Here is a 17645-nt window from a genome sequence, read left to right on the forward strand (position 1 = left end):
GTTATAAAAGACACAATATGGATAAAAATAGTAAAAACTCCTGAGGTGCACTAAAAGGAAAAAACCAATAATAAAAAGCAAATCTTGACGGCGGAGAAATGAATAAATATAACTTTCAAAATTGAACCAGGACACCTGCGGTCCTTACCGAATAAACAACCCTTCCTGCCATATTGCCGTAGAATATGATGGTAAAGCAAATCACTGCCGAAGGTTATCGAAAAAATTGAATGGAAAGTGAGGGAATGCATTTGAAAGATAAACTCGAAAGAAAATCGGAAATAGTTGATATTAAACAGCGTATTTTATCGATTACTTGCAGATTGGCTAATGATAATAACTACAAAAAGGATGACGCAATAAAAGGTTTAGTGGAAGTAATAAGTATGCTTGACGGCATGGAGCCGAAAGTATAAAAAAACCCTCGAATTAAATCGGGGTTTTATTACGCTTTCCACTAGAACAAGGGCCTCATTTGCATCTTCTGATAGTTCCTGCGAAATTTCATTAGCCTTACTCATTACATTTAAGTTAGCTGTTTCTAATCCTTCGTCAAGCTTTTCATAATAAGATTGTATATTCTAGATTTAGAATTATTCCTCAGGGGTTGTTTTAAACAGGATTTAGCAAATCAGGATCTGATTATATTTAACTATGCAAACTTCCCCTCAACCAAGGACGAGGTCGATAGGGACCGATCGGGATTTGGATTAGGCTGGTTTTTCCTTGTCGATCCATTTTGTATATCTCATCACACAGGCTCGCATCAAATCCTAGTAGTGGATGCCCTCCCATCTCAAGGGCTGACGCCGCTAATAGTAATCTCTGCACGAGCATGCCCGCTTCCATTTGCTGGATGCGATATCCCCTGTACCCCAGTTCCGATATGAAGTGATCTTTATCGCCTGCCACATGAAAGCAGAGCGGCACTTGGAACAAATTCACATTCCCTGCTGACATTCCGTATTGTAAGTTGATTCGTTGATCGCCGAGATCTACCTGCCGTAAAGCATGATCAGCGCTATCATATTGATAAGCACCGTCCGGAATGCCTTCAACATGATTCAGACAGCCATATAGTGATACACGCGGCTCGAACTTCTTATGTGCTTCATCCAAATCATTTCGATACAAGTACGCGGACGTTGCTTCCTGCAGAAGAGTTGCCAACTGTGATTGACTGACCTTTCCAAAAATGAAGTCCATGTCCGGGGAAAATCTCTTTTGACATACCGATGCCAGATCATACGAAAACCGGTTCATGTGAGGGAGAGTTACTACTTGACTCTCAAAATTCAAATTTTCCCTCGCCTTTATTTGCCGAAACGATTGTGTTGATTCTAGCATGGATGCTTCATTCATCTTCGTTAACATCGGAAACGTTTTGATCCTCTGTGATCGGACGTAGTGAATATTACGAATCTCCTGCAGCTCTCGGCACAGTTCGGCAGCTGAAACAAGCTCATCTCTGCCGCCGCCCCCACTAGTAAGCCAACTTGTAGGTTCCACTGTTAGCGGGATAACAGCATACACACTCTCCTCTTCTTCGGATAGTCCAAGCAGATGGTTGATCGCCCGATCTAAATATTGGAAGTACACCCCTGAAGCAAAACCAAACCTTTTTGCTACTTCCAGTAACTGTCCAATCAGCACACCGGCATCTAACCCTTGCAGACGGTAGGCAAAGTTATTGTATTTATAGAAGTTTTTCCAAAACATTGTCGACACAAAAACCGTACCAAAACAAGCGGACACGTCACAGCGATTACCAAGAGCCCGTGCTATATATGATTCGAAATTACCTTCTCTCAACAATACCAAGCGATGGTGTGCCACATCATAATGGTACACCCCAATAGGCAAATCCTCCATCTTCAGATAAATGTATAATTCGTTTGGATACAATGCCCCGCCAGAAGGAACAAATCGCCGATAAGACTGCATTAGTTCCGGCGCTTGACCTGCGACGGGAAAGGCTGACTGGGAAAATTGAGTAAGGCCGAATACATACCAGAGAAAATGACTGATTCTCCGAAGGTTAGGCTGTTCTGGTGCATCCCATTCTTCAAGCGTCAGCGGTACTTCCTGAGATAATGGAAAAACAGGCAAGCCACGGTAGAGCTTATACGGAAGCGGCGCATCTTCCCAATCCACTTCCCAGTCCGTTGGGCTTGCCTTGTTAATGTCAAAATGCAGATTGTGCAGAAATGTATCTGGACCCATCCTTCTGCCCTCCTAGTTACCGCTTATGGAAACGGATGCGGATGCGGATTGAGCTGTTCAAATGTCAGCGGCTGCTTTGTATATCCAAGTTCCATTGGTACCCGCAGCACCCTCTCCAGCCCTGTTACTCTCGTAAGGTGATGTCCGAATGTCATTGGAAGCATCCCCGGAATCAGCACTTTCACGCAATACAGTCCGTTTCGTTTCGTTTCCGATGTTGACTGATCCACTACAATCACATCGAGGTTTAATTCACGAAACTTCTGTAGAATGTCCCGCAGATCATCAGTCAGATCTGCATGAGCAGACTTCCACTTGAATTCCTCATCAAACGACCGCAAAGGACGATTATCGTCAAGCAAAAACTGCAAGCGCTCTTGCGCTTGCGGCAAACCGTACAGCATGCCATGATCATCCATCTTCTCCACCAAGGAAGGATCTTGCAGCATTCTCACAAATTTCTCTTGGTTCGTCTCTAATTTCTCGTCAAGGGTCAGCATCATGGCAGCCAGCTCGTGAATCGTGCTTTTCACCGCCCGTACTGGATCCAGATGTGCTCCGGCGGCACAGATGATATTCAATCCCTTTTGCTTCCTGTTTTTTGCCATCGCCCAAACGCTTGGAATTCCGTGCTCCATGGTTGAGTTATAAAAATGGAGATCATATCCCCCAACTGACCGCACACGATCGATCATCAGATGCAATTCTTGATCGTTAACCGAATAAGGGTCCAGACGCGGTAGAGTCAGCTCTGCGTACCAAGTCATAAGAAACGAATCGCGTTCCACCACTTCCAAAATTCCGTAGAAAATGGCTTCCTCCAAACTTCCTCCTAATGCGCATCCGTTGGAAGTTTCATAGACGAATCCATGTCCGCATCCCAAGCTGTAATAGGCAAGAAGCTCTGGAACCAAAATTGGACGCTCTTGCAGTAACGAATAGCCCCATACCCAATTTATCGGACGATCAGGGTTAAACTGTTCAAATGGAAAATCAGGCCGTGCATACTGTTCCTTCGCATGCACTCCTACTTTAATAGGATTGAGCGCTTGATCTTTCAGATTACGGTAACTATCATAGACCACTGTCTGTTTTCCACGGGGTGTCGTACCGCAGGACCGCTCCAATCCCTCCAAAATGGCAGTTAACTCGCTTATTGCGTAGGAATGAGTCCGGCCTGCTACTCCCTCGTCCCCTGAGAATAACGGCAAATTTACACCTACATCAGCAAAAGGCGGTACAAGGTCATACATTTTCCCATTGAAAATGCCCGTTCTGTGATCCAAATAGTCTTTAACTAAAACTTTATTTAGATCATCCATCGATAAGCAGCGGTAGCTTCCTTCAATCTTTGGGCTTGGTTTTAGTAAAATTCGGGCCGCATCCGGTGAATCGTCAGGTAATTGACCGCAAACCGGACATAACGGATCGGGCAGAAAAGAATGCCATGAACTCTTTAGTGTTTTCAGATTGATTAAATACACCCGTCCTTCAGAGTGAACCTTATCACCTTGCAAGATCCTCTGTACCTCGGCCCCAAGCATGTAGGCGATCTGCAAAAGCCCCGTTCCCGATGCCCATGCATCACGCGACATTCCTCCATCTGCAGCCAGCCTTTGCCGAATATCCCACATCTCTTTACGGTCGCGTCCTGCCATGAGGCGCCTTACGTCCACACATTGGAAGCAACCCTGTGTATCCGAGCGAACCAGCGGCCCGACCACACCTTCTCCAAATGAAACGAAGCCTCGCAGCCAAGGAATGCCAGCTGGACGTAACACTTCTTCCGCTTTTTGATGAACTGAAGGATTCCAGGCATCGTGCAGCACAAGAACTAAATCAGCTTTAGATACTCCTGTCTCGAAATCATTATGACGAACGATCTGGTATTGAGCTGACAATTCTTCACTCACGCGGTCAGCTAGCAATCCTTCTCCGACAATCACTACGACTGCACTCACCGGGATTCCTCCTCTCGCAGCAACATCCCATACACACCTACAAGTTCCTTGTTCAAAAATGGTTCCAATACTAATTCAAAAACCAAGAGTTGCTTGCGGTTCCGTTCCAAGACTTGCATTGCGCACTGTAAGACCTCGGAATGTGGTACTTCTTCACTCTTACGGATTACAAGGCTTTGTGGTACCTTTTCTGTCAGAAACACAGACGAATCCGCCAACTCTTGTGTCTCTTGATTTTCCCCATTCATAAGCGCCTGTTTTAATGCTTTTTGCAGCGCCATTGTTGTATTCAAGCCTACACTGCCATGCCAGCGATTATTCGTACCGACCCATACCACAGGGAATCCGTACACTTCCTTTCCCAAGCCTATGATCGGCGCACCCTGTATGGTGGACAGTGCCTGTAAATAATACTTGCAGCGTTCATCTTCTACCTCGGTTAACTGCACTCTGGTGACAACATTCTTCTGATCGGCAAGCTGTTTGCTCAGTTCCTTTGTTAAACACTTTTGCAATCCACGGCAAACGCCTTCTGTAATTGTTTCTCCCGCTCCAACACCAACAAATTCCTCTGATTCTACTTTTTGTCGAAGAGGAAGAGTGGTAAGAAGCAAGTCGACCATTTTAGAAACATACGCTTCAATTCCAGATAGACCCGCTTCTCTCCGTGCCTTCTCATGTGTCATTTCTGTACAGACAATGCTTGGCAGCAGCTCTGCAGGTCCTGCAGACAACGGGTCAACTGCCTGAACGCGGCACTGTGCTAACGGTAACTGCTTCAAATCCTCCTCTTCTAAAATATGAAAAATACCTGATTCCGCTGATGTCAAATGGCTTAAATACAGAAGCAGCCCGCCCAGTTCCTCTTTGACCGAACTCTGTTTAAGCCTCAAATCAAAATCTTGAACCCATTCAGCTGTAATGCGTCCGGTCACAAGCGGATGAGGCATGAACAAATGCCAATTTCCTTCCAGCGTATCCAGATCAAGCAGGAAGAATTGATTCCTCTGTTCTGATTCAGTAACTCTCGTAACGTTTTTAAAAAGTTCAAACACGATCACATTGGCCAACATTGCTCCCGCTGTCGAACTGAAGCTGTGTAATTGCTCGTCTTTACCAAAAACTGATACATGTATGCTGCGCCACGCAGACTCCCAGCAACCTTCAGAGTCTGGATGTACCAGAGGACCTGCCAGACCTACTTGGTGCAGAAATAGAGCAGGGAGAAACAGCTTTTTCTCTTCTCTGCAAATTTTATGAAGAGCTCGCAGTTCCTCAACTTCACCTTCCTGCGATACATACAATATCGAATCAAACGACTGCAGAATGTCCCGCCAAGAACGTTCAGCTTCCTTGTTCAGGATGACCTCTTCTATTGCTACTTCCGGATCCGTTTTACGGGCATGTACCACCAATTCTTCTAATCGCAGCCGATTAGTCGGTACTGAGTTCGTTATCAGCATTTGGAAATTGGGCAATCCAGATTCAATCAACGAAGAAACTAACGATACAAAAAAAGGGCCTGAGCCGATCGCCAATACTTTGGCCTGACGATATGCTTGAAAACGGGACGCACCTGAATCGCCGAAGCTTTCTAAAAATTCAATTTGAGAAGCATATTTTTTTTGAACCTGATCCGCCAATTGATGAGGACGGTCTAGACTTACATCCCGAACAAATCCATTTTGATACAGCACCTCTGCAATTTCAAATACACGATCTCGATATTGGTCCGGCAATCCGTGTGTCAAATTCCCCAATGTGTATTCTCCATTGAACATTGGCATTAGCTTGTTAACCCATTGATCGATCGCACTTCCTTTCATATGGAATGAACTTACATTATTTCGAAAATACACTCCTCTGTTTGGATCAGGGAGAAAAAAAGTGTCCCTTTTCACTTTCAGACGCATAGAAGGGTTCATATTTGTCATTGCATTCCGCTCCTCCTTATCCGTGAGCTGTCCTCAAATCTAATAGCATCATTTTCCATTCCACTATAAGCCTATGTACCGTAATTTGTCTCTTATGTCTATTCTTTAAAGTGAAAAACCCCTGCAATTTTAGCAGGGGCTATTCTCCTTAGATAATTCATACGAAAATTATCGACCGCCGCAGCGTCCTCCGCCGCAACGTCCTCCTCCACAGCGACCGCCACAATTGCCACCGCATCGACCACCGCAGCGAAAGCAATTAGAGCAACGGAAACAATTGAAGCAATTAAAGCAGCTAAAACAACCAAAACAACTACCGAAACAACCACCGAAACCGAAACCACCGATACCGAAACCGAGTTGCCGGGACGAATCCATATAGTATTGGTTTGGATCCCAAGAAACGGCCTCGTTCGCCTGGAAATCACCAACATTCAACATTTGAAGTTCATTTTGGAAATTATTCATTTTCATACCTCCGTATTTTTTACTCACTAGGTGTGCCAACAGCATAAAGGGGATCCGAACGTAAACAACTGTGAAAAGAGACTCAATCAATACTTCGAATACTCTCATCAACAAAATATGAACCCTGCTTGGGTATTGTTACTGATTCAAATGCCTATTTTTATTTTTCAGTTTTAATATTGGGAATGACCTCGGGTGCAAGGAGGAAGCTTTAGTTTGTTGGATAAATCAAGAGAGGGAACTGAGTCTCCATAGGTACCTTGCTTATTTTGATACTAAGAACAAGGTTCGACAACGATTTATACTCTATTGTAAGATAGATGAAATGATAAATTTAAGGGATGAATCCTCATGATACATTTATTGCCGTTAATGTTAGAAAGAATGGGCATTATTTTTATTGTTGCATTCTTGCTCTCCAGAGTTAAATCTTTTCGCAGAATTATTAATAATGATCAGCGCATATCTGGGAAAATTTTATTAATCGCTGTTTTTGGAATTTTCGGAGTTATGAGCAACTATACTGGAATCGAAATTAATCCTAATGCGGCAGCAGAACATACATGGCTTTTGGAGGTTGAACCTGATAGTGCAATTGCCAATACAAGAATATTGGGTATTGGCATCGGTGCCTTGCTTGGCGGGCCTTTTGTTGATTGGGGATTGGTTTGATTGCGGGACTGCACCGGTTTACTCTTGGTGGATTTACAGCTGCGGCTTGTGCTATATCTGCTATTTCAGCAGGTCTGGCAGCAGGATATATAGGTGAACAATACCGCAAAAGATTCAGCATTACACCTTTGTTTGCTGTAAGTGTAGGTGTATTGATGGAAATCATTCAAATGGGTATTATCTTGCTGGTAACCAGACCTTTTGAAATGGCATGGAATCTTATTGAGGTTATCGGGATTCCGATGATTGTGATTAATGGGTTTGGAACGCTTTTGTTTATGTTTATTATTCAATCGATCTTTCGCGAAGAAGAACGAACACGTGCTGTACAAACAAATAAAGCTTTCCACATTGCCGATCAAACCCTCCCTTTCTTTCGCCAGGGTTTAAATCCTGACTCATGCAAAGAAGTAGCGCAAATTTTGTTAAGGCTTACAAATGCAGATGCTGTTGCAATTACCGATTCTAAGCAAGTATTAGCTCATGTTGGCGCAGCTTCTGACCATCATCTGCCTTTGAATGGACTTGCGACCGGATTAACAAAAAAAGTGCTGAATGAAGGTAAAATCATAACGGCGAGAAAAAAGGAAGATATATTCTGTTATAAAGAAAGTTGTCCATTACAAGCCGCAGTCGTTTTGCCCTTACAGGTTCATGATAAAACGGCAGGAACTCTAAAACTGTATTTTAAGCATTCAAATCAAATGAACGAAGTAGAACAAGAACTGGCGGAAGGATTAGCGAATCTTTTTTCAACTCAATTGGAATTAGCTGAAGCAGAACAGCAAAGTAAATTGTTGAAAGATGCGGAAATCAAAGCATTACAGGCTCAGGTTCATCCTCATTTTTTGTTTAATGCGATCAATACGATTTCAGCTCTATGCCGAACAGATGCTGAAAAAGCAAGAAAGCTATTATTGGAGCTTAGTGTATTTTTCCGCAGTAATTTACAGGGAGCCCGTCAAACTGTCATTACGCTTGAAAAAGAGTTGGAACATGTTAAAGCTTATTTATCATTGGAACAAGCCCGTTTTCCAACTAAATATAGGATCACATTAAGAATTGAAGAAGGCCTTGATAAGGTTACACTCCCTCCATTTACATTACAGCCGCTAGTGGAAAATGCCATCCGTCATGCTTTTTCACATGTTAAAAGGAAAGGTCATGTATTAATTCACGCATATTCAAAAGATGAAAAAATGTATGTATTGGTTGAGGATGACGGAAAAGGAATACCAAAAGGTCAGATAGAAACCTTAGGAAAACAAGCTGTAAAGTCTAAAGAGGGCACTGGGACTGCACTTGTAAATATACGGGAGCGACTGGAAGGGATATACAATATGAAAGCCAGCATCCATATTCACAGTGAAGAAGGTATAGGCACAAAAGTTCTTGTAGCGATACCTCTTGATAAAAAAGGAGTATAAAAAAACAATGTTAAAAGCTTTTATAGTAGATGATGAACCGTTGGCAAGAGATGAATTAAAATATCTCTTGCTTAGGAGCAAGAGAGTAGAAATTGTTGGGGAGAAGCTGACTGCATAGAAGATGCCATCCAGCAAATTCCTGATCGCAAGCCGCATCTTGTGTTTTTGGATATAGAGCTTGCAGAAGACAGCGGCTTGCAGCTGGCCGAGCAAATTCGCGCATTAGAACCTGCGCCTGCAATCATTTTTGCTACTGCATATGATGAATATGCTCTAAAAGCATTTGAACTGAATGCAGTTGATTATATTTTAAAACCTTTTGATGAAATGCGGATCCAACAAACCCTTGATAAAATATCCAGTTTGAAATCCATTGGCGGAATCGATGCCCAATCAATTTCACGCTCTTATAAAATGGCAGGTGAGCAAACAGGGAAAATTGCTTTGCTGGTAGAAGAACGAATCGTTTTAGTTGATATTCCAACCATTGTTTACGTGGGTTCAGCAGAAGGAAAAACAATAATTAAAACAATTGAGCTGGAATACAAGACCGGAGACCCATTAGTTACAGTCGAGAAAAAACTGAATCCTGATGCTTTTTTGCGTGTCCATCGCAGCTTTCTTGTAAATATGCATCACATCTCAGAAATTGAACCATGGTTTAATTCAACTTATAATCTCATTATGAAAGACGGATCTAAAATCCCAGTTAGCCGTACATATGTAAAAGAGCTGAAACAGCGACTCGGATTTTAATCCCCCTTAATAAACCGCTTACATTCTATTGTATTTCAACCTTTATTTTTTGCACCTCATTCCCGTAATTCGACAGGTTATCATGAAAATCATATGAATTCGCTTTCATTTAGTATGATGACTATACGAATAAGGTTTTAGGAGGTCTTTAAAAATGAATGCGATTACAATTGTAGTAGGATCCATGTGTATACTAATGATAGCGTATCGTTTATACGGAACATTTATGGCTGTAAAAGTCTTAAAATTAGATGATCGTAAAAAGACTCCAGCTCATGAACTTGAGGATGGAAAAGATTATGTGCCGACGAACCGCTGGGTTACATTTGGCCATCACTTCGCTGCCATTGCAGCAGCAGGTCCTCTTGTAGGTCCTATTTTAGCGGCTCAATTTGGTTATTTACCTGGATTACTGTGGTTATTAATTGGAGCAGTAATCGGTGGAGCCGTTCATGATGCGGTTGTCCTGTTTGCATCGATGAGAAAAAATGGTCAATCATTAGCTGAAGTTGCTAAAGAAGAATTAGGTCCTGTTGCAGGTTTTTGTACAGGCCTCGCGATGTTATTTATTATCACGATCACAATGGCAGGCCTTTCCATGGTTGTTTTACATGCTTTGGAAAGAAATCCTTGGGGAACTTTTTCAGTCGGAATTACGATTCCAATTGCAATGGGAGTAGGTTTGTATCACAAAAAAACTGGAAATTTAAAAGGTGCTTCTATTGCAGGTTTTATTTTGATTTTAGTTGCCGTATTTACCGGCCCATACATTCAGAATACGATCATTGGTGACTGGCTGACCCTTGATTCGAAAACCCTTTCTATTATTTTGCCGATCTATGCTTTCTTTGCAGCAGCTTTGCCAGTGTGGCTATTGCTTGCACCCCGGGATTATCTAAGCAGTTTTATGAAAATCGGTGTTTTTATCGCACTTATCCTAGGAGTATTCGTTGTTAATCCCGATATCCCATTTCCCGCTGTAACAGAGTTTGTGAATGGTGGAGGTCCAATCTTGGCAGGGCCGGTTTGGCCATTCATTTCAATAACGATTGCTTGTGGTGCCATTTCAGGTTTTCATGCTTTTGTAGGATCTGGTACAACACCTAAAATGATCGATCGTTGGAGTGATATTAAGGTCGTAGGCTTCGGTGCTATGCTTGTAGAATGTTTAGTAGGGATTATGGCATTGATTGCTGCTACTGCCTTGCAGCCTGGTGATTATTTTGCAATCAACTCTACGCCCGAAGTGTTTAGAACATTAGGTATGGATGTTGTAAACTTGCCGAAGTTAAGCGAAGCAATTGGCTTAGATTTAGAAGGAAGAACAGGCGGAGCGGTTACATTAGCAGTTGGGATGACGTACATTTTCACTGAGATTCCTTGGTTTAGCAAGCTTTCATCTTATTTCTTCCAATTTGTCATCATGTTCGAAGCGCTCTTTATTTTAACAGCGATTGATTCTGGTACTCGTGTTTCCCGGTACCTCATTCAAGATTTCATGGGTGTCTTTTATAAACCATTAAAAAGAGTAGATTGGATACCAGGTGCTATTTTTGCAAGTGCATTAGCCTGCTTCTTATGGGGAAGCCTTCTTTTCACAGGAGACATTGGTTCCGTTTGGGCGCTGTTCGGTGTTTCTAACCAATTGATGGCCTCGATCGGATTGATTATTGGAGCAACGGTCATCTTAAAAATTGCAGATAAACGCAGATACATGCTCACCTGTTTAATACCTCTCGCCTACTTGTATGTAACTGTTAACTATGCGGGTTATTGGATGATTAAAAATGTGTACCTGAATACAGAAGCAGCTGGATACAGCGTATTAAATGCAACATTATCCATTATCATGCTGATTTTAGGAATTGTGATTATGGCTGCGGCCGTTAGAAAATGGATTGCAAATTGGAATAACCCACGGGTACAATTAGCAAAATCGGCTTAATGCTTGAGATACACACACATAAATGTTTGCTTTATCTTGCCACCCTTGATTTAAGGGTGGTTTGTTTTTTTATTAGTTTAGCATTGATTGTTGTTTTTGGTTATTAATTATACCCGTGGATTTCCGCTCAGGCACATGCTTTCCGCTGCAATCCACTAAAGGTTTTAACCATTTTTTCTAAAACTTTACGAAAAGAGCCTTTTATTATAGTTAGATAGAAGTGAAATTTACATAGAAAAAACAGCATTCCCTTTAAGGAGATGCTGCTTTCCAACTTAAATTCTTTCGTACTTACTTCCGAATCCAAACCGCCCCAGCTGAGTTATCCTTCGCTTCCCCTACAACCTGGAATTTCAAGCCGTAGTTTGGCACTATGCGGCCAGCGTCAGGGATAACATCGTTCATGTAAGTTCTTGAGTCATCAAACATTGTGACTCCTTTTAGACCGTTGTAGCTGTATTCGCCGCGAGTCGGGCTGTCTACATACCATGATGCAGATTTGTCATATGAGAATGCTGCATCTGCGACTTGGTAGCGTGTTGATTGAGTTGTAGTCAGTTTGCCGTCAAGCAGGCCGTATAATGGCTGTGGATGAGAGTCTACAACTCCAAGGAATCCTTGGCCAGGATGGTCGCCTACCCAGTTGTCTGTGAAGCTGTCGTCTGCATACCATACGACCATACCTGTGTTGTATTTAGGTCCGCGTGAGAAAGCTAATGCTTTGTCAGATCCTGCGTAGTTTCTCCACTCCAAGTAGTAATGGTGTTTTGCAAAGTATGTTCCGTTAAATGATTTGAATCCATCCAGAGTGAATTTTGCTGTACCTTCTGCATCGTCACTGAACACTTGCTGTCCGTCAGCAGTAAGTACTGCGTTATCCAATGCAAATCCTTCTGGTGCTAAACCGCCGTCTGTTAAGTATTCAAAAACCAGTTTCACTTTTTTGCCGGCAAATTCGCTTAGGTCATAGGATTTGTCGATCCATGCTCCATTTGTTGTTCCTTTAGTAGCATCGCCGTCTGTGACATCGCCGCCAAGGATTTCTAGAACTTTGCTTCCTTCTGCTGTTTCTGCTTTTACTGTTAAATAGTCACATGCGCAGCCATATTCAATTTCATAGTTTGCTTTATAAGTGAATGTTGCGCTTGTTTTTCCAGTCAAATCAAATTCCGGTGTTTCCAAGACCGTATGAAGATCATCGCCTTTTGTACTGTGGTAGTATTTTTCACCGAATTCAGGCTGGATGGAACTTTGAACTTGTTTTTCTGGCAAGTTTACTTTTACGATGCCAGGGTTATTCGATTTTGTGATACTTTGATCGATAAAGGTTGCGGTTCCTTCAGCCGTAATATCTTTGTAATCAATTTCCTGAATATTTGCCCAGTTTCCGCCCATTACAGTTTGGAAGTACTCTTTGTTTTGAGGTGAGAAGCTTGTCGGTTCTGTACCTGCTGTTTCACCGTTCCAGCTTCCTCCGCTCATGATCGACCATGATGCAACAGGTTCACCGTTTCCAGTGTATTGTGTATCATACTCGTCAGGAAGACCTAAGTCATGTCCGAATTCATGAGCAAATACACCAACAGCTCCATCTTCAGGCTGTATTGTATAATCGTAAGCTGCCATGTTTCCGCCCCAATAATTGACATCAGCCACTGTACCTGGAACACGGAATACTCCATCCAATGTCCAGCGGTGAGACCAGACCGCATCATCGCCTAATTGACCGCCGCCAGCTTCTTGCCCTGTACCTGCATGGACAATCATAAGATGATCAACAAGTCCGTCTGGTTCATTCTGATTTCCATCTCCATCTAGATCATATAAATCAAAACTGTCATATTCAGACAAATCCATTCCAGATGCGGCCGCTGATTTTAAAGATTCTTTAACAAGGTCACGAGGTCCGAGCGGCCCCTGATTATCATGACCGCCATTCGGACTGTCATCCCCATAATCAGCTGCTTTACCAGGAACCGTCAGCCATTCAGACACGGTACCGTCTACTGTATAGCTTCCGCCAGATTGCTCTTCGTAATATTGTTTAAACGTAGGAACCTGTTTTCCGCTCAATAGCTTGAAAGGCTTGTCCCCAAAAAGCATGTTTTCATAATGCTGCTTGCTGAAATCCTTGGAGTACATATATCCGTCTTCCTGGATAATATTGTTATGCTTAAAATCCTCAAATTCGACAAGTAAAATAAGGACATTATCTTCTCTTACTCCACCCTTATACTTAGCTTGCTGAGCTGGTTCCACATTTACAAAGCCGTCTTTTTTGCCTTTATTTAATTCTTTATGTCCCTTTTTCAATTGTTTTGTCAGTTGTTCTTTTTGTTTCGTTAAGAACGCTTTTGTTTTTTTATCCATGCTGTCATCTTCATGATTCTCTTCATGGAGATTCACTGCCGGTTTTTCCCCTTGCTTTTTATCTATATATTTCTGAACAGCTGCAGCTACTTCCTTATCACTCGCTTTTTGCGGAATAAGTCCCTGCTTTTTTAACGCATTTGCCAATCGGTCTTCATTGATAATGTTTAAATCGATTGGTGCTGACAAAGCTGTTTGAACGTCTGCCGGAACAGGTTCTTTTGCTAGTACAGCAGGTGTAAATAAACTTGCTGCTAAACTAGTAGCTAAAAGCGATGTTCCGAATTTCTTAGTCCATTTCCCCACTACTACCCCTCCTAATTTGTATGAACATGTAGAATTTTCTGTCTATTCTACCTATTTAAAGATAGCATACTGCGTTTAAAGTAGAATTAGACTTTCAACCTATAATAGGAATTTTTTTACTAGGAAAATAGTTCCTTATAAATTTATGGAAATCGACAAATTCACACTGAAATGTTCAATTACCCCCATAAAATAGCAAACAATGATAAATAGTGTATTGAGATACATAGATGAATACGGGCTGAGGAGGGAAAATATGGAGTCATATGTAAAGGATTCTCTGCATGAATGGAAAGAAGATATGCTAAAGCAGAAAAATGAAATTGATGAAGAATATGAAAAGGTTAAAAGTGAACTTCAGCTATATTCCTATAAATTTGGCATTACTAAACAAGTCATTCAATCTACTATAAATGATGAAATTATCAACACAATCAAAACAACCTATCAAAAACCATTTGAAGAAAAATTCAATGAACTGAAATTGTATATAAAAGAACTGGAAGAAAAACGAAGAGTGTTTCAAATGTTTGTGGAGAAGATCGAAAAGGTTAGTGATGCGGAAGAGAGTTAACTCTCCCTAAACGCAGGAGCGGACGCAGATAACTTTATTTTATTATCCAAAATATCCATTTTTAATTTCCTAAACGAAGAAAAACACCGGCAACTTTTGCCGGTGTTTTGTAATTATTGCAGATATTTCCCGTGATCCGGAATTGCAAGCTTTTCAAAGTCTGTGCATAATACTGCAAGCCCTTCTCTTAGCTCTTCTCCTGACATTGGTAGTCCATGACCTGCTATAACGGTTGATGGTTGTAAAGCCTCCAGCTTTTTCACTGAATTCCAGGCAGCCTGCCAATCCGTTGTGAAGTACCGGGGAGGACCTGAGATTTCCTGCTTTTGAGTTAAAACTTTATATAATGAATCTTGTCTCACTGTTACAAATGCGTCTCCTGCAATGAGAGTTTGATCTTCTTCCCGATAGAATGAGACATGCCCTGGCGTATGCCCTGGAGTATGGATCCATTTCCATCCAGGAAGCCCCGGAATTTCTCCGTTTGCACCAAATGTATGTACGTGATCTGTTAAATCAATGGCATCATTAGGAAAAAGAGATGAAATCTTGGCCACTAAGCCGCCTTCCACACTTCCATCAGGTTCTGGATAATCTTTTTCACCGGTCAAATAAGGCATTTCCAGTTCATGGGCATAGACTGGAACCTGCCACTCCTCAACTAGTTTAATGATACCTCCGACATGATCAAAGTGTCCGTGCGTTAGTAATATGGCCTTAGGCGGAACATCTACACCGGCATGAGCTTCAAAAGCTGATTTGATGGTATCCCCAGAATGGGGCATGCCTGCGTCAACCAAATACCAATCTTCTCCGCTTTTCAGGAAAACAACATTCACAATCTGATTCGTATAACAATACAAGCCTGGCAGGACATCGAATTCCAAGCCGCTTGCAACAGATGTCATCGGCATTCTTTTATTTTCAAATGAACTTTCCATTTGGTCACTCATTGGATAATACCTCCTGATTTAGCTTCAAAGATTTAGTATCTTCAATCAGGATTAAATTATACTTTCCCTACTCACATACAAGAACCTGCCGCATAAACATTTGCTTCTTGACAACACAGCGGTCCGCTATTTTAAAACCTGCCTCTTCTATCATGTGATCCATCGTTTCACTCGTGACCACAACCACCTTATCAGCAATCCGGCGGGCATGTTTTAGTATCGAGAGCTGCTCTGCCGGTGTTGCATGCGTATAGAGATTGTACGGCATATCAATGATCGCAACATCATACTTTTCTGTGACTTCTGATATTGGTCCTGTTATAACATCACACTCATAGCCAAAATGAGCAATGTTTTCTCTTGATCCGTCTGTGACGAGCGGGTTAATATCACGGCCGACGATGTTTATGCCCATGGAGAGTGCCTCCACTAATACTGTTCCAATTCCGCAGCAAGGATCAATAGCCTTGATTCCATCAGGATTCGGAACGGCAATATTCGCTGCTGCTCTTGCTACACGTGTGCTCAATGCCGTGGAATATTCACGCGGTTTCTTTAAATGGTGGAGCCATACAGGTTCGCTTTTGCAGTATTTTCCGAAATACCAGCGGCCCCCGAGAGTTGTTATTCCAAATGTATGATCCGGGTTGCGGACATCTGCTTCAGCCTTAAAAGGCCAGCCTACTTGCCGCTCGATTTTCCTGCGTTCGTCGTATCCAATTTGTGCAGACTTTTCAAGATCATTGATTTTCAGAAAAATAATCTTAAACGTATCATTGCCTATGTCAATTTGCTCAACCTGCTTCACAATATCAGACAGCTCGTCTCCCTCATACATCACTTCAATTCGTTCTTTCATAAATGGACTGCGGCTTGGCTCTATATAAATTTCGCTTTTCAAACTAAACCCTTCTGGCTGAAAGCCAAAAAAAGACCTCATCTCAAGGTGACAAAGTGAGAGTTCCTCTTCTGTGCACGCATAAGTATATATAAATGCCGGCATTCGGCTATGTTTATCCAATCTATTCCCATCCTTTTGCGCTTCAAATTATTCTTCCTTTCAAACCATATCGGTATTTGACGAGAAATGCAATTGTCTTGTGAATTATTGAAGTGTGTAATTTATCCTACTACGGCGAAAGCTATCCATTAAAGGAGGCTGATATCGATGAAGGATAAGGAAACAAAAAGTGCGGATGACACTCAAACGTCTGAGGGCCTTAATCAGATCTTTGAGGTTATTAATGCGAAAGGTGACGAAGGGGAATTAAAAACGATTGTGAATCAAAAGCCTGATGAACATTTTTTATGCAGTGATGACTTATTTGATCGGCAGCTTTTTGCGATTGTGGATGATACTGTACGTGATGATGAATAAGTTTTGAAAAGCGGTGCGTTTGCATCGCTTTTATTAATAAAAATAACTAAAAACGCCTCGTTATATGAAGCGCTTTTTCCTCAGCAGCATACTATAATTTATACTTCAATTCAGGAAAATGGGCTCTTTTTCATCCTATTCGGTTCTTTGCGTGATTCTGCAATTAGAAACCACTTCTGCCAAAACTCTTCTATTCCATTTAGCATTATAAAGGAGGGAAAAAACATTGTCTGCTCCAGAAACAGAAACAAATCACAAAATGAAAGCAATCATTCTGAGGATATTCATTCCGATTATTGTCGTTCTTTTATTATTCATTTCTTTCTCCATTGGCAAAAAAGTAGCTACTGCAGATATTTCAGGTGAAAAACTTACGTATGATAATATCCAAACGGTTATAGCTGAAAAACGATCCGAACTTACCTTTCTGAAAAAAGAACTTGAAGATGTAAGTGAGGAAATAGAAGATGAACAAAAAGATTTTGATGCAGTAATCGCAATTATTTCGGATAAAGAGAAGTTTGAGAATCAAACAATAGAGGCTAAAGAAAACTTGGGAAAAATGAATGCTCAACTTGCCGAATTAAATACAACGATTGAAGCAAAGAAGAAAGAGTTGGCCGCAATCGAAGGGAAACTGGCGGATAAAAAGAAATAATACTTCCGCTGAACCTAAAA

General features: G+C 41.7%; 12 protein-coding genes and 2 pseudogenes. 7 read left to right on the forward strand and 7 right to left on the reverse strand.

From position 1 onward, the window contains the following. Positions 1-230: 230 nt before the first annotated feature. A complete protein-coding gene (locus CYJ36_RS23910) occupies positions 231-416 on the forward strand; it encodes a hypothetical protein (protein WP_219621140.1) in 186 nt (61 codons plus the stop codon). Positions 417-648: 232 nt separating this feature from the next. Here the strand turns inward: CYJ36_RS23910 and CYJ36_RS20230 are convergent, their stop codons facing one another. The 4 genes from CYJ36_RS20230 to CYJ36_RS20245 all read right to left on the reverse strand — a co-directional run bounded on the left by CYJ36_RS20230 (position 649) and on the right by CYJ36_RS20245 (position 6586). Further along, on the reverse strand, positions 649-2223 hold the full coding sequence (locus CYJ36_RS20230; RefSeq protein WP_101569075.1) for a SagB family peptide dehydrogenase: 1575 nt from the start codon (positions 2221-2223) through the stop codon (positions 649-651). Between the two features lie 23 nt (positions 2224-2246). Continuing rightward, positions 2247-4184, reverse strand: coding sequence for a TOMM precursor leader peptide-binding protein (locus tag CYJ36_RS20235; RefSeq protein ID WP_101569076.1), 1938 nt, complete (start codon positions 4182-4184; stop codon positions 2247-2249). Beyond that, positions 4181-6118, reverse strand: coding sequence for a putative thiazole-containing bacteriocin maturation protein (locus tag CYJ36_RS20240; RefSeq protein WP_101569077.1), 1938 nt, complete (start codon positions 6116-6118; stop codon positions 4181-4183). Before CYJ36_RS20240 ends, CYJ36_RS20235 begins: the two co-directional genes overlap by 4 nt. A gap of 168 nt (positions 6119-6286) precedes the next feature. After that, positions 6287-6586, reverse strand: a complete 300-nt coding sequence (locus CYJ36_RS20245; RefSeq protein WP_101569191.1) for a heterocycloanthracin/sonorensin family bacteriocin — start codon at positions 6584-6586, stop codon at positions 6287-6289. Between the two features lie 351 nt (positions 6587-6937). Between CYJ36_RS20245 and CYJ36_RS20250 the strand changes: the two are divergent. The 3 genes and pseudogenes from CYJ36_RS20250 (at position 6938) to cstA (ending at position 11386) form a co-directional block, all read left to right on the forward strand. Then, positions 6938-8685, forward strand: a pseudogene (locus CYJ36_RS20250) (LytS/YhcK type 5TM receptor domain-containing protein). A gap of 7 nt (positions 8686-8692) precedes the next feature. Continuing rightward, positions 8693-9441 (forward strand): annotated as a pseudogene (locus CYJ36_RS20255) (LytR/AlgR family response regulator transcription factor). A gap of 154 nt (positions 9442-9595) precedes the next feature. After that, positions 9596-11386 carry a carbon starvation protein CstA gene (gene cstA / locus CYJ36_RS20260; protein WP_101569078.1) on the forward strand — a complete coding sequence of 597 codons (1791 nt, stop codon included), beginning with the start codon at positions 9596-9598 and terminating at the stop codon, positions 11384-11386. 291 nt (positions 11387-11677) lie between these two features. Here the strand turns inward: cstA and CYJ36_RS20265 are convergent, their stop codons facing one another. After that, positions 11678-14062 carry an immune inhibitor A domain-containing protein gene (locus CYJ36_RS20265; RefSeq protein ID WP_101569079.1) on the reverse strand — a complete coding sequence of 795 codons (2385 nt, stop codon included), beginning with the start codon at positions 14060-14062 and terminating at the stop codon, positions 11678-11680. A 256-nt stretch (positions 14063-14318) separates the two neighbouring features. Here CYJ36_RS20265 and CYJ36_RS20270 point away from each other — a divergent pair, with 256 nt between their 5' ends. After that, positions 14319-14636 (forward strand): hypothetical protein, encoded by a 318-nt coding sequence (locus tag CYJ36_RS20270; RefSeq protein WP_101569080.1) that lies wholly within the window; start codon positions 14319-14321, stop codon positions 14634-14636. A 113-nt stretch (positions 14637-14749) separates the two neighbouring features. On the opposite strand, the gene CYJ36_RS20275 is transcribed toward CYJ36_RS20270, so the two are convergent. After that, positions 14750-15589, reverse strand: coding sequence for an MBL fold metallo-hydrolase (locus CYJ36_RS20275; RefSeq protein ID WP_101569081.1), 840 nt, complete (start codon positions 15587-15589; stop codon positions 14750-14752). A 67-nt stretch (positions 15590-15656) separates the two neighbouring features. Beyond that, a complete protein-coding gene (locus tag CYJ36_RS20280; protein WP_374702844.1) occupies positions 15657-16592 on the reverse strand; it encodes a TRM11 family SAM-dependent methyltransferase in 936 nt (311 codons plus the stop codon). A gap of 165 nt (positions 16593-16757) precedes the next feature. Between CYJ36_RS20280 and CYJ36_RS20285 the strand changes: the two genes are divergently transcribed. Further along, complete coding sequence (locus tag CYJ36_RS20285) at positions 16758-16967, forward strand: hypothetical protein (protein ID WP_101569083.1); 210 nt, start codon at positions 16758-16760, stop codon at positions 16965-16967. A 226-nt stretch (positions 16968-17193) separates the two neighbouring features. Further along, positions 17194-17625: a hypothetical protein gene (locus CYJ36_RS20290; protein WP_101569084.1), complete on the forward strand. Its 432-nt coding sequence runs from the start codon at positions 17194-17196 to the stop codon at positions 17623-17625. Positions 17626-17645 lie beyond the last annotated feature (20 nt).

This window comes from Bacillus sp. UMB0893, from assembly GCF_002858905.1.
Taxonomy (GTDB): domain Bacteria; phylum Bacillota; class Bacilli; order Bacillales; family Bacillaceae; genus Bacillus_P.